Here is a 13,517-nt window from a genome sequence, read left to right on the forward strand (position 1 = left end):
ATAAACGACGCCTCACTTTAATTAGCTTTTTGGCACTACTTGGCAAATAGCCATTCGATTTTCGGAAATTAAGTTATCCGCTACGTTGTGTATATCCTCAATTTTAATTGCTTCTAATACAGGTACAACGTCAAATAAATTCATATCGTTAAATGCATATCGAGTAAATTGATTAGCAATATACTCTGGTGAATTAACCGCACGGAGAAACGCACCAATCTTTTTCTTCTTCGTCCGTTCTAAACTCTCTACTGTAATCTTACTTGAGCTTTTTTCTTCTTCTAACATTCTTTTTATTTCAGTGGCTAGTTGATCTGGATTATTCGTGTCCCCGCCAATCATTGCAAACCCAAACCCCTTCTCTTGCGTATAATCAAATGAGAAGGATTCATCAATAAGTCCACTACTGTAAAGCTTATCATAATTTTCACTACTTCTTCCAAACAGTAATTCCAGTAACACATTGGTTGTTAGTTCCTGTTTAAGCATTTCCTCGCCTTGTTTTTCTGTGTCAGTAGCTTTTATACTAACTAAACATTTAGAAGAATGTACATTCATAGGCAGGACTAATTTCTTTTCGGATACATCTTCCTTTTCGCTTTCAAACTTCCGCTCAATTTCTACTTGTGTAGGGAAGGTCTTTTTCGCCTGGTTTTCTTTAATTTGCTTCATGATTTCCTCAACCTGAACAGGACCAACGATAAACAACAGCATATTGCTTGGGTGATAGAAAGTATGATAGCACTCATACAACATATCCTTTGTAATTTCGGCTATTGATTCTTTTGTCCCTGCGATATCAATCTTCACTGGGTGGTTCTCGAATAGGTTTTGAATCGCTCCAAAATATAAGCGCCAGTCTGGATTATCATCATACATATCTATTTCTTGACCAATAATCCCTTTTTCTTTTTCAACCGTTTTTTCAGAGAAATAAGGATACTGTACAAAATCGATTAAAGTTTCTAGGTTTTTCTCCACGTCTGACGTACTAGAAAAAAGATAGGCAGTTCTTGTAAAAGATGTAAAGGCATTCGCTGATGCTCCTTGACGACTAAATTGCTGAAACACATCGCCATCTTCTTTTTCAAAAAGCTTGTGTTCTAAAAAATGGGCAATCCCATCCGGAACCTTTACAAGCTCTTTCTTCCCCGCAGGGACAAAATGGTTATCAATGGATCCATATTTGGTGGTAAAAGTTGCATAGGTTTTGTTAAATCCTTTTTTCGGAAGAATGTATACCTCTAAACCATTTTCTAACTTCTCGTGGTATAGTTCCTCTTGAAGCTGATCAAATGAGATCTTTTCCATTACTTCGTCGCCCCCTTTCCCGTTAAGAAATAAATCGTATCAAGTTGAATTTTATTAGCAACCTTTACGACCTCTTCCTTCGTCACAGTCTCGATTCTCTGTAACCATTCGTCTAGCTGAATTTGTTGTCCTGCCACGACATTATGATAAAGAATTTCAACAATTCCCCGTGCTGTATCGAGTGTTTCAAGTAGTTGATTTCTTATCACTGCCTTCGTTTGAATCAAATCATCATCTGAAAAGTCTCCATTTTTCATGGCTTGCATTTGTTCTTTAATGATTGAAACTGCTTTTTCAAAGTTGCTACTATCAATTCCCGACATGACCATCAGTAACCCTTTATGACTCTCCACCCGACTAGCAGCATAATAAGCAAGACTCGCTTTCTCACGGACATTAATAAATAATTTGGAATGTGAAAACCCACCGTACACACCATTAAATACTTGAAGAGCAAAGTAATCTGGATCTCCATATGCTACATTTGTTCGGTACCCAATATTTAGTTTTCCTTGTTTAACATCTTGTTCTTCCTTGATGACTTTTTCCTCTATCTGCACTGGCTGTTTTTTCTCCACAGCTTGGGAAGCTCTTGATGAAAAGGTGAATTTGTCATTTACCATTTGTTCTACTTCTTGTTCTTCTATATCACCGATAATATATAAACTGAGTTCATCTTCAGCTAATGCTTTTTTGTAATAAGCATAAAGATCTTTACCGCTAATGGAATCCACTTCAGATTCTTTTCCGTGAACATGCAGCGAGTAGGGTTCTTCCTTACACATTTCTTCAATTAACCTATTGTTTGAATACTTCATTTTATCATCATAGATGGATTGAATTCTTTGCTTTAAGCTGCGTTTTTCCTTCTCCAAAGTTTCGTTATGAAATTCACCGTCAGCCACATTTGGATTCGTTAAAACTTCCACTAGAAAATCAATTGCCGTTTTTAAAAGTGGAGTTGGATCAGAAAGGAAGCGCTCATTGGCTACTTCCATTGCAAAACTGATTGTATGATATTCACCTTTTTTTCCCAAATCAATATAAAAAGTCGCTCCATACAATTCATCTAAATACCCTCGAAGCTGTCCTGTAGTAGGAAATTTTTTCGAATTACTCTGAAGTACATTAGGTAGCAATGCACGTTTCGTTACGTTCTCTTTTTGTAAAGGTGCCTTCATTTTAAAAATAATGGTATTTGTCTTAAATTTATCTGTTTTCACCATATGTAGCTTAATACCGCTCATTTCTTTAATCGTTTCGGAAACCACTGCCATATTTCCATCCTCCTTTACATCATGTGCTCGTAAATAGCTTTCCCATCTTGTGATACGCAATGTATTTAGATATACTATACCCTTTTGGACAAACTGTTATCAACTTTTGGTATTGAAGGAAAACATATACAAAAAAAACCTCCAGTACTTGGAGGTTTAAATTAGTGAAGAAATTTGGCGAGGTGGATAGGTGTTTCTGTAGACAAATCCCGTATCAAATATCGCTTGGTTCTTCCCTTTTTTCTTCGCTTCATACAAAAGGCAATCTGCAACTGCTAGTAAATCTTCATCCTCACGGTGATGCTCAGAATATGCGACACCAAAGCTCATAGTTACCTTGCTCATACAGCTATTAAATGTTAATACATTCATCTTTCCATAGATATCTGTAAAAAACCTATTCAACTCATGATCACTAAGATTTGGTAGAATAATAGCAAACTCCTCTCCACCATAACGGAAGGCCTCTCCACCAGCTTGATTCGAACATTTTTTGAAAAGTTTTCCAATTTCTGCTAGGACTTCGTCTCCAGCTATATGACCGTACCGGTCATTGATTCTCTTAAAATGATCAATATCTGACATCAATAATATAAATGGATCCTTCTCTTTTTTCTGGTTTTTCATTTCTTCCTGGAAACTACGATGATTATATAAACCCGTTAAGTAATCAGTAATCATAAGCTCATAATAAATTTCCTTTTGTTTCAAGTGTTTCCTTTCACGTAAAACTAGCATTGAACCAAATAAACCAACAATCCATATAAACGCAACATTAAGTGCAAAAATGGTCAAAAATAGCGGAGTTATATCTTGTTCCGTTAACAATATTATCGTATACCCGATGGTAGAACTAGCAGATGAAACAAATGCTCCTTTTGTGTGCCAATAGATGGTCGCATGCATGATGATTAAATAAAAAATTGGAAATAACGGACTCGTTACACCACCAGACAATGCTAGAAGCCAAATTACAGCTATGTAGTCAAAGATAATACCGGCTTTTGTTAATAGTTGAAAATATGGATTCTGCGGATCAAGTTTCAAAAATGCTATTTGGGTACAAAACATGTATGTAATAGAAATGGTAAGCAATATAGGGAATGTACGATGTTCAAGCTCTAATAGTTCTGAAAAAAAAGGCGAATAAAATAATACTACAGCTACAACTAAAAAAATCCAACGTAAGTAAGAAAAAACCTTTTCCGTCTCATAATCGTCTAAGTATAATGACAACCTCATAATCAAACCTCTTCTATCGAATGGATTACCCCTATTTTACCATATTCTTGTAGACTGAACATTAAAATTATACAAATGTTCGAAAATTTAACAAAAGTTAGTAGACTATCGTAGACAAAAAAAATCTCCGTAAGAAACGGAGATTTATCTATTCCCTTTGATATAAGGTGTTCCGAGTGCTTTTGGTCCTTCTGCTCTTCCGATGAATCCTGTTAATGCTAGGATAGTTAAGATGTAAGGAGCGATAAGCAAGTATACATTCGGGATATTTTCTAATAATGGTAAGCTTGAGCCAATGATACTTAAGCTTTGTGCGAATCCAAAGAATAACGCTGCGCCCATTGCTCCAAGCGGATGCCACTTACCAAATATTAATGCGGCAAGTGCCATGAAACCTTGCCCGGAAATCGTCGCGTGACTGAAATCAGATGAAATGGACTGAGCATATACTCCTCCACCAATTCCTCCGAGTGCTCCGGAGATGATTACTCCAATATATCTCATTCTTGTCACGTTAATCCCCATAGTATCTGCTGCCATTGGATGCTCACCTACAGCGCGAAGACGAAGTCCAAACGGTGTTTTAAACATCACAAACCATGCAATAAACGCTACGATAATCGCCACGAATGAGGTGTAGTACGTATTGGAAAAGAATAGTTTTCCTAAAACAGGGATATCACTTAAGACAGGAATATCTATTTTACTAAAGCCCTTTTGGATAATATCAGTTTGACCTTTTCCGTAAAAAAGCTTTACAAGGAAAAGTGCTGCACCAACTGCTAAAAGGTTAATTGCCACCCCAGAAACGGTCTGGTCCGCTCGGAATGTGATTGAGGCAACGGCATGTAAAACAGATAATAGAGCACCAACAACCATTGCCACTAATAACGAAATCCAAGGAGTTAAGTTACCCAGTGTCTGGTCAAACGCAAGATTAAATACGATAGCTGTAAATGCACCGATTACCATTAAACCTTCTAGTCCAATGTTAACGATCCCTGAACGCTCTGAAAAGTTACCACCTAACGCAGTGAAAATAAGTGGAGCTGCCCAAAGTAAAGTAGAAGGTACAACGATATATAAAATATCCATGAATCCCACTTACTTCACCCCCTTTTTACTAATACGATCAATAAACAGACGAATCATGTAACTTGCTGCAACAAAGAAAACGATTAAAGCAATAATAATATCTACAAGCTCATTTGGAACTCCCGCCTCAAGTGGCATATTTAAAGCTCCAACTTTTAATGCTCCGAAAAGCAATGCTGCTAGAATAACACCGATAGGTCCATTTCCACCAAGAAGAGCAACAGCAATTCCATCGAATCCTACTCCCGTAAAACCGCCTTTAATGGATGCATAACCAAATGTTCCTAGACCTTCCATAGCTCCGGCTAGTCCAGCAAAAGCACCTGAGATAACCATAGAAAGAATAATATTTTTATCCACATTCATACCAGCATAGTGAGAAGCATGCTGGTTGAAACCAACTGAACGTAATTCGTATCCACGAGTTGTCTTTTCAAGTAGGAACCACATAATAAATACACCGATTAATGCAATTACGATTCCCCAATGCAAACGTGAATAGTCGGTTAATCCTTCTAAAAAAGAAGAACGTAAAGTTGCTGTGCCCTTAATCATTTCCGTACGATCACTTTTTTCAGATAGAACCGTACGGATAATATAGTTTGTCACATGAAGTGCCGTATAATTTAACATGATCGTTACGATTACTTCGTGTACACGGAATTTTGCTTTTAAAAGGCCTGGTATAAATGCCCATAGCGCACCTGCAACTCCTGCAGCAATTACTGCAACGAGTGTATGAATAACAGGAGGAAGGTCAAACGCTACTCCAACCCAAACAGCTGCCAACCAACCAACAATTAACTGTCCTTCAACTCCAATATTGAAAAGACCTGTACGGAAGGCAAATGCGACGGATAACCCAGCTAAAATTAGCGGAGTAACCTGGCGGATTACTTCTCCAGTATAATAAATCTCTCCAAATGCACCGTTCCAAAGGGCTGTAAAGGCAGCTACTGCATCGTAGCCTGTCACAACCATAATAATGGTTCCTACTAACATCCCTAATATGACGGCCATGATAGGAACAATAATATTTTTCACACGATTAGACATTTGTTTGTTCACCTACTTCCTTCTGTTTTGAACCAGCCATTAGTAATCCAAGTTCCTGTTCCGTTGTTTCCTTTGGATTTACAATAGCAACGATTTCCCCTTCGTAAATAACCGCAATTCGGTCACTAACATTAAGAATTTCATCAAGTTCAAAGGATAGCAATAATACGGCTTTTCCATTGTCTCGCTGTTCAATTAGTCGCTTATGAATAAACTCAATGGCCCCAACGTCAAGTCCACGTGTTGGCTGAGCTGCGATGAGCAAGTCCGGATTCCGATCCACTTCACGCCCAATGATCGCCTTTTGTTGGTTACCCCCAGATAAAGCTCTCGCAAGAGTAAATTCACTTGGTGTACGAACATCGAACTCTTGAATAAGTGATTTAGCTTTTTGATAGATTTGTTTAAAGTTTAAAACACCAGCTTTTGAAAATGGTGATTTATAGTATGTTTGCAGCACCATGTTTTCCCCAATAGGAAAATCTAAAACAAGTCCGTGCTTGTGACGGTCCTGCGGAATATGTCCTGTTCCAGCCTCCGTTATTTTTCGAGGTGAAAGATTTCGAATCTCTTTCCCATTCAACTGGATTGAACCACTTTCTGATTTACGCAACCCAGAAATCGCTTCAATTAACTCGGTTTGACCATTTCCATCAACACCTGCGATACCAAGGATTTCTCCTGCCTTCACATCAAGATTCAGGTTATTTACTGCTGTTAATCCCCTTGAATCTTTCACTACCAATCCATTTATCTCTAGAACACTTTGAGCAGGCTTTGCATCTGCCTTCTCTGTTTTAAAGGTAACTTCACGTCCAACCATCAAGCTTGCAAGTTCATTTGGATTTGTTTCACTTACATTTACTGTTCCAATCCCAACACCTTTCCGGATTACGGTACAACGGTCACACACTTCCATGATTTCTTTAAGCTTATGAGTAATTAGAATGATTGACTTGCCCTCTTTAATAAGCGTTTTCATAATTTGAATAAGCTCTTTGATTTCCTGTGGAGTCAATACAGCTGTTGGCTCATCAAAAATCAAGATTTCGGCACCTCTATAGAGCGTTTTCAATATTTCTACTCTTTGTTGCATTCCTACTGAAATATCAGCAATTTTTGCTTGAGGATCAACCGCTAGCCCATAGCGCTCGGAGATTTCTCTTACTTCTTGCTCAGCCTTTTTTAAATCGATTTTTAAACCTGTTTTTGTTTCCTTACCAAGTATAATGTTTTCTGTTACCGTAAACTTGTCTACTAACATAAAATGCTGATGGACCATTCCAATTCCTAAATCATTAGCAATATTAGGGTTCGTAATTTTTACCGCTTTGCCTCGAACACGTATCTCCCCTTGTTCTGGCTGATATAGACCAAACAGCACATTCATTAATGTTGATTTTCCTGCACCGTTTTCACCAAGCAATGCATGAATTTCCCCTTGCTTTAGTTGCAAAGTAATATTATCATTTGCGACGATTCCAGGAAATTCTTTACGGATACCTAGCATTTCAATAACATATTCCATTTCTTTTCTCACTCCTTGCTCATAGTTTAAGCAAATTATTCGTAAAAGTAAGAGGTCAGACCTTTAGCAATTTTTAAAAAACTTGGTATCCCAAGCAGTAGTATGACCTATTATTTTTGGGTGAATTCCCCTAGTAATAAAAATGCAAATGAAACGTAGAAGCATTTCTACCCTTCAGTTCCATTTCTACTTTTTTCCTTAAAAAAGGAATAAGAGGTAGGAAAGATCCTCTTATTCCTTTGTCCAAACGTTATTTTACAGAGAAAGATTTTAACTCTTCTAAAGTAGATGGGATCACTAGATCACCGTTCTTAATTTTCTCAGAGAATTCAGCAACTGCTGTTTCAATGTCAGCTTTAGCTGCTACTTCTTCGTTAATTGGAGCTAGACCAACACCATCTTCAGCAAGTCCGTAAGTAATTGTTTCTCCACCAGGGAAGTCTCCACCTTTAGCTTTTAAAGAAAGGTCTTTAACAGCGTTGTCAACACGCTTAAGTGCAGAAGTAATGATTACGTTATGCTCTTTGCCATCGATTTCTACTACACCCTCAGCTGTTTGATCAGAGTCAACACCGATTGCCCAAACTTGTCTTTCAGGTTCTTTCTTCTTTAGGTCACGAGCTTCTTTGAAAAGACCATTACCAGTTCCACCAGCTGCATGGAAGATTACGTCAATACCTTTAGAATACATGCTAGAAGCGATTGTTTGACCAACTTCCGCTTTGTCAAATGCACCAGCATATTGTACGTCAACTGTGATATCCGGGTTTACAGCTGCAACACCAGCTTTAAATCCAGTTTCGAAACGTTCGATAACAGGAATTTCCATTCCGCCAAGGAAGCCGATTTTATTAGAAGTAGTTGCTTTTGCAGCAGCTACACCAGCTAAGAAAGCTGCTTCTTGCTCTTTAAACATAATGCTTACAACATTTGGCTCTTCAACAAGAGCATCAACGATTGCAAAGTTGCTTTCTTTTTGTTGTGCAGCGATTTCTTTAATTGCACCTTCCATAAGGAAACCAATACCAAATACTAGATCAAAATCTTGACGAGCAAGAGTGTTTAAATTTGTAGAATAATCAGCATCCGATTGTGATTGCAGGTAGTCAAAACCATTTTTACCTTTTTCAAGGCCCACTTCTTTACCATATGCTTGAAGACCTTCCCATGCAGATTGGTTGAATGACTTGTCATCCACTCCACCTACGTCAGTAACCATTGCAACTGTGAATGCGTCTTCTGTTGTTTCTGTGTTGCCACCTTCAGCTGCATTGTTTTCTTCTTCTGCTTTTCCACATGCACCTAAAATTGTTCCAGCAGCAAGAACCAATGATAGAGCTAAACCGAATTTACGCTTTTTCATGGTTTGAAACCCCCTATGAATTTTTGTTGGATTTAGCAAGAACGCTAAGCATTCCGATGAAACATTAGTTTCATTCTCTTTAAAGAACATTATATTCTTTTTCTAAGCACATGAAAACTAAATTTATCGGCTCTAAAGTAGTTTACCGAAAAAAGGATTGGTTCATCCATTTCGTCAAAATGCATTTGCTTTAAAACAAGCAAAGCAGTTTCAGGGTCACATTCTAAGATGGGAGAAACTTTTTCATGATAACCGATCGGTTCGATTTGAGCCACTGCGTATGTAATATTTCGTTTTGCTTCCTCTTCTAGTATGTTGAAGATGGATTCCTCTCCATGTGAAAAGGTCTCAGGCAGAATTTTGTTGGGAACTTTGTCGATACAATAAACAACAGGTTCACCATTGGCTGTTCGAACTCTCTCCATTACCACAATTTCGTCATCTACAGAACATGAGAAACGACGGATATCCTCTTCGGTAGCTCCTTGAGTTGATGAGCTCAAGAAAATGGTACCTGGTTTCATACCTGCTTGAACAATCATGTTCGTTACACTATTTAGTTGTTCAATTCCCGACGTAAATAGAGGCTTTGCATGGACAAACGTCCCTACTCCATGACGGCGAATGATGACGTTTTCCTCTTCAAGAATTCTCAGAGCCTCTCGAAGCGTCGCCCTGCTCACACCGAGCTGCTTAGCAAGGTCAAATTCAGACGGGAGCTTTTCTTTCTCTTTGTATATCCCCGACTCAATATCCTTTTTTAGCCGATCGATGACCTGTAAATACAAATGTCGGTTATCTGACTTAATAGACATGCAAGCATCCTCCAACCATTTCTAAAAGACATCAGACCTCTGATGTTCAATCATTCCTACTAATCGAAAATACTATAACACTTTTTTAGGTATAAATAAATAGTGTTTATAAATTTTGTCGAAAAAACGTGTTAACTTATTTTACACGTTCACCTTACTGTACTTTACGTTAAATTATGCTACACTAAACATATTGAAAACGTTTCCAATATGTTCTAATTAGAAAGGCGATATGAATCGCCCTTCCTAGTCTATTTTTCCCACTGAGGAATCCTCAGCTGGCTTCGTCATTAATACTGTACGCGGTTTACTTCCTTCGTACGGTCCAACAACTCCTCTTAGCTCCATTTCATCAATAAGACGTGCTGCACGAGAATAACCAATACGAAATCTTCGTTGTAGCATAGAGACGGAGGCTGTTTGCATCTCTAAAATGAGATCAACAGCGTCATCATATAAATCATCATCCACTTCAGATGTAGGCTCAGGTATATCATCTGGAATCATTTCCTGTTGATATTGTGCCTTTTGTTGACCAATAACAAAATCGACTATCTCTTCTACTTCTTCGTCCGATAAAAAAGCACCTTGTACACGAATAGGCTTTGACGCACCTACCGGCATAAAGAGCATATCCCCACGGCCCAGCAGTTTTTCGGCCCCTCCGGAATCCAAAATTGTCCGAGAGTCGATTTGAGAGGAAACGGCAAAAGCAATTCTTGACGGAATATTAGCTTTTATCACACCAGTAATAACATCTACAGATGGACGCTGAGTTGCAATAATTAAGTGAATACCCGCCGCACGAGCCATTTGAGCTAATCTTGTAATAGCATCTTCCACATCTGATGAAGCCACCATCATTAAATCAGCAAGCTCGTCCACAATAACAACAATATACGGAAGAAGTGGTTGTTTCGATGCTTCCTCCAAATTGATTCGTCGAATATAATCATTATATCCTTCAATATTACGTGTTCCTGTATGAGAAAAGAGCTCATATCTTCTTTCCATCTCACTAACTACTTTTTTTAATGCTTGGGATGCCTTTTTTGGGTCTGTAACAACAGGTGCTAAAAGATGCGGGACTCCATTATAAACATTCAGTTCAACCATCTTTGGGTCAATCATCATTAATTTCACTTCATGTGGTTTGGCTCTCATTAAAATACTAGTAATAATCCCATTAATACATACACTCTTACCACTTCCGGTTGCACCAGCAACAAGTAAGTGAGGCATTTTGTTTAATTCAGCTAAAACTGCTTCGCCCGTAATATCACGACCAAGTCCAATCATAAGCTTTGATTCTGGTCGATCGTTCTTCTTTGACTCTAAAACTTCACGCAACGATACCATTGCCACCTCTGAATTAGGCACTTCAATTCCAATCGCCGATTTGCCAGGGATCGGTGCTTCCATACGGATATCCTTTGCTGCTAATGCAAGTGCTAAATCATCACTTAAATTAACAATTTTACTTACTTTCACACCTACATCTGGATGAACTTCATACTTTGTAACCGCTGGACCTAGATGAACTTGTGTTACTTTTGCTTTTACTCCAAAGCTTAAGAACGTGCGTTCAAGCTTAGCTGCATTCGCATGTATTAGTTCATATTCACCACTTTGATCGGTATGACGAGGTGCTTTTAGCAAATGAATTGGCGGCAGTTCATAATCTTTATTTTCAACTTCCGTAAAGGTAATTGGCGGTACACTATCGTCTTCCATTTGTGACTGTACCTTCCCCTTTTTTACCGATTGTTCTACTGGTGTTTCAGTATAAGCTCTCTCTGTGAAGCTAGAAATAATAGGTTCAATGACTCTTTCTTCTTCTGGAGGTGTCATTGCACTAGAAATAGGAATGACTCTCTCTTCTTGTTCCTTTTTTTCAATTTCTTTTCGTTTTTCTTCCCTCTTTTTCTTGGACTTTTCTGTACGTTCTTTTCTCCAAGTTTTCATATCCTCTCCAAAAGCATGAAGCTGCTTCCTTAAAAACTGACCAAATGCAATGATGGCTTTACCTAGCGGCTCACCTAATGTTCTACCTGTCAACAAAATGAATCCAATTATAAAAAATAGAGCAGCAATAATTTTGGTTCCTGCCTCCGCGAACAAATAATAGGACATGGCAAATAAAAGAGCACCAATCATTCCCCCGCCTAAATCGGTTGTACTTGTTTCACCTCTTACTTCCATCCAATAAAGCTCGAAAGTATTTTTTATTACACTTGGGCTTTCTGTTCTTCCATCGTTTGCAAGAAGTTCAAACAATGTCACATGGCTTAGAAGTAATAGAGCCGAAACAATAAAATACATCCCTATCAATTTACTTTGGAAAAAGGACGGAATTTCACGTTTCCACATAAAATACGCACCAATAACAGCTAAACTAATTAAATTTACCATAAACCATTCGCCTGAAAAGAAGCGAAAGAACATAACAACTGTATGTCCAACCGCACCAAGTCTGGCAATGGAAATAGTCGCCAATGCAATTAGTATAAGTCCAATGAGTTCGAATTTAACCGTTCGCTTAAAACCATCCTTGCTTCTTGTTTGTCTTCTTTTTTTCTTTGCCATTTTATCACCTTACTGTTGAATTATTACTACTATCTTAGTCGTTTGTTTTATGTACTAAACCCTTTAATAAAGACAAGAAAAGCAGCCTCAGTTGGCTGCCTACCTGATACCACTTTATTATAGCATATCTTATCCATCCGGAAAGACACGCTTTACAAGAAAGATATTTTTGCTCCAGGTGTACATCTTTCATCTAAATAATGAGCCGGGTCACTACTCATCACACGAACTACTCGATAAGCACCTTCTGCGTCAGATTCAACTAATAAGGGAATTCCATCAAGATGATACATTTTCTGCTGAGAAACTTCCTGATTGTCATTCGTAAAAATCATTTCTGGTGGTGTGAGTGTATAAAGGATCATTGAACCATCCCCTCTGTTCCTTCACTAGAAATCGCAATCAGTTCATTTAACTTTTTCATTGCTTGACCAATCCCGCCAACTTCATCAATTAACCCGTATTTTACAGCATCCGTACCCACTACATTTGTACCGATATCTCTTGTAAGGTTACCTTTTTCAAACATTAATTCTTTAAACTTCTCTTCAGTAATCTTAGAGTGCTTTGTCACAAAAGTCACGACTCGATCCTGCATCTTATCTAAATACTCAAATGTTTGAGGCACCCCGATAAATAAACCGGTCAAACGGATTGGATGTATCGTCATTGTTGCTGTCTCTGCAATATATGAGTAATCACAAGAAACCGCGATCGGTACCCCAATAGAGTGGCCACCACCCAACACAATGGACACAGTTGGCTTAGACAGAGAGGCCAGCATCTCAGAGATTGCTAACCCTGCTTCCACATCCCCACCTACCGTATTAAGTACCACAAGCAGACCCTCGATCTTAGGGTTTTGCTCAATGGCTACAAGTTGTGGAATGAGATGCTCGTATTTCGTCGTTTTGTTTTGCGGTGGAAGGGTCATATGTCCTTCAATCTGTCCGACAATCGTTAAGCAGTGTATTTTTGAATCCTGTGCTAACTGCGGGACATTCGTTTGTCCTAGCTGTTGAATTTTTTCGATTAAACTTGATGGTTTTTCTTCTTTTGGGGTTTCTTGTTCGTTCCCCCCTCCATCATCCGGTTTATTATATTTAATTGGTTCCATACCAAATCTCCCTTCAGACATGATATCGTTAGTATGAAACCCACGATGATTTTTCATGCGAAAAATGGAAATTTGAGAAAAGCTCACGAATTTTTCTAAAGAGTTCCGTTTTGAAGAGCTTTAAGCA

General features: G+C 38.3%; 11 protein-coding genes. All 11 read right to left on the reverse strand.

Annotation, left to right across the window (positions count from 1 at the left end; genetic code table 11):
- Positions 1 to 21: 21 nt before the first annotated feature.
- The 11 genes from yfmH to M3175_RS05265 all read right to left on the reverse strand — a co-directional run bounded on the left by yfmH (position 22) and on the right by M3175_RS05265 (position 13,390).
- Positions 22 to 1,311, reverse strand: coding sequence for an EF-P 5-aminopentanol modification-associated protein YfmH (gene yfmH / locus M3175_RS05215; protein ID WP_251515611.1), 1,290 nt, complete (start codon positions 1,309 to 1,311; stop codon positions 22 to 24).
- Entirely contained in the window at positions 1,311 to 2,588 is a 1,278-nt protein-coding gene (gene yfmF / locus M3175_RS05220; RefSeq protein WP_251515613.1) for an EF-P 5-aminopentanol modification-associated protein YfmF, read from the reverse strand. The genes yfmH and yfmF overlap by 1 nt, the downstream gene beginning before the upstream one ends.
- A 156-nt stretch (positions 2,589 to 2,744) precedes the next feature.
- Entirely contained in the window at positions 2,745 to 3,830 is a 1,086-nt protein-coding gene (locus M3175_RS05225) for a GGDEF domain-containing protein (RefSeq protein WP_251515615.1), read from the reverse strand.
- A gap of 144 nt (positions 3,831 to 3,974) precedes the next feature.
- Complete coding sequence (locus M3175_RS05230) at positions 3,975 to 4,934, reverse strand: ABC transporter permease (protein WP_251515617.1); 960 nt, start codon at positions 4,932 to 4,934, stop codon at positions 3,975 to 3,977.
- Positions 4,935 to 5,981 (reverse strand): ABC transporter permease, encoded by a 1,047-nt coding sequence (locus tag M3175_RS05235; protein ID WP_251515619.1) that lies wholly within the window; start codon positions 5,979 to 5,981, stop codon positions 4,935 to 4,937.
- Complete coding sequence (locus M3175_RS05240) at positions 5,974 to 7,509, reverse strand: ABC transporter ATP-binding protein (RefSeq protein ID WP_251515621.1); 1,536 nt, start codon at positions 7,507 to 7,509, stop codon at positions 5,974 to 5,976. Before M3175_RS05240 ends, M3175_RS05235 begins: the two co-directional genes overlap by 8 nt.
- 250 nt (positions 7,510 to 7,759) lie before the next feature.
- Positions 7,760 to 8,872 carry a BMP family lipoprotein gene (locus M3175_RS05245; protein ID WP_251515622.1) on the reverse strand — a complete coding sequence of 371 codons (1,113 nt, stop codon included), beginning with the start codon at positions 8,870 to 8,872 and terminating at the stop codon, positions 7,760 to 7,762.
- An 89-nt stretch (positions 8,873 to 8,961) separates the two neighbouring features.
- Positions 8,962 to 9,687, reverse strand: a complete 726-nt coding sequence (locus M3175_RS05250; RefSeq protein ID WP_251515624.1) for a GntR family transcriptional regulator — start codon at positions 9,685 to 9,687, stop codon at positions 8,962 to 8,964.
- 246 nt (positions 9,688 to 9,933) lie between these two features.
- Positions 9,934 to 12,273, reverse strand: a complete 2,340-nt coding sequence (locus M3175_RS05255) for a DNA translocase FtsK (protein WP_251515626.1) — start codon at positions 12,271 to 12,273, stop codon at positions 9,934 to 9,936.
- A gap of 152 nt (positions 12,274 to 12,425) precedes the next feature.
- The gene (locus tag M3175_RS05260; protein WP_251515628.1) at positions 12,426 to 12,638 is read right to left on the reverse strand and encodes a YlzJ-like family protein; all 213 of its coding nucleotides are present in this window, start codon (positions 12,636 to 12,638) and stop codon (positions 12,426 to 12,428) included.
- Entirely contained in the window at positions 12,635 to 13,390 is a 756-nt protein-coding gene (locus tag M3175_RS05265) for a ClpP family protease (RefSeq protein ID WP_251516263.1), read from the reverse strand. Before M3175_RS05265 ends, M3175_RS05260 begins: the two co-directional genes overlap by 4 nt.
- Positions 13,391 to 13,517 lie beyond the last annotated feature (127 nt).

The sequence above is a fragment of the Robertmurraya korlensis genome (assembly GCF_023715225.1).
In the GTDB taxonomy this organism is placed as follows: Bacteria; Bacillota; Bacilli; order Bacillales; family Cytobacillaceae; genus Robertmurraya_A.

Bases quoted from the DNA above. Each gene is read 5' to 3' on its own strand.
- M3175_RS05235 (WP_251515619.1), bottom strand. From the start codon at position 5,981: ATGTCTAATCGTGTGAAAAATATTATTGTTCCTATCATGGCCGTCATA.
- M3175_RS05225 (WP_251515615.1), bottom strand. From the start codon at position 3,830: ATGAGGTTGTCATTATACTTAGACGATTATGAGACGGAAAAGGTTTTT.
- M3175_RS05255 (WP_251515626.1), bottom strand. From the start codon at position 12,273: ATGGCAAAGAAAAAAAGAAGACAAACAAGAAGCAAGGATGGTTTTAAG.
- M3175_RS05240 (WP_251515621.1), bottom strand. From the start codon at position 7,509: ATGGAATATGTTATTGAAATGCTAGGTATCCGTAAAGAATTTCCTGGA.
- M3175_RS05265 (WP_251516263.1), bottom strand. From the start codon at position 13,390: ATGGAACCAATTAAATATAATAAACCGGATGATGGAGGGGGGAACGAA.
- yfmH (WP_251515611.1), bottom strand. From the start codon at position 1,311: ATGGAAAAGATCTCATTTGATCAGCTTCAAGAGGAACTATACCACGAG.
- M3175_RS05260 (WP_251515628.1), bottom strand. From the start codon at position 12,638: ATGATCCTTTATACACTCACACCACCAGAAATGATTTTTACGAATGAC.
- M3175_RS05250 (WP_251515624.1), bottom strand. From the start codon at position 9,687: ATGTCTATTAAGTCAGATAACCGACATTTGTATTTACAGGTCATCGAT.
- M3175_RS05245 (WP_251515622.1), bottom strand. From the start codon at position 8,872: ATGAAAAAGCGTAAATTCGGTTTAGCTCTATCATTGGTTCTTGCTGCT.
- yfmF (WP_251515613.1), bottom strand. From the start codon at position 2,588: ATGGCAGTGGTTTCCGAAACGATTAAAGAAATGAGCGGTATTAAGCTA.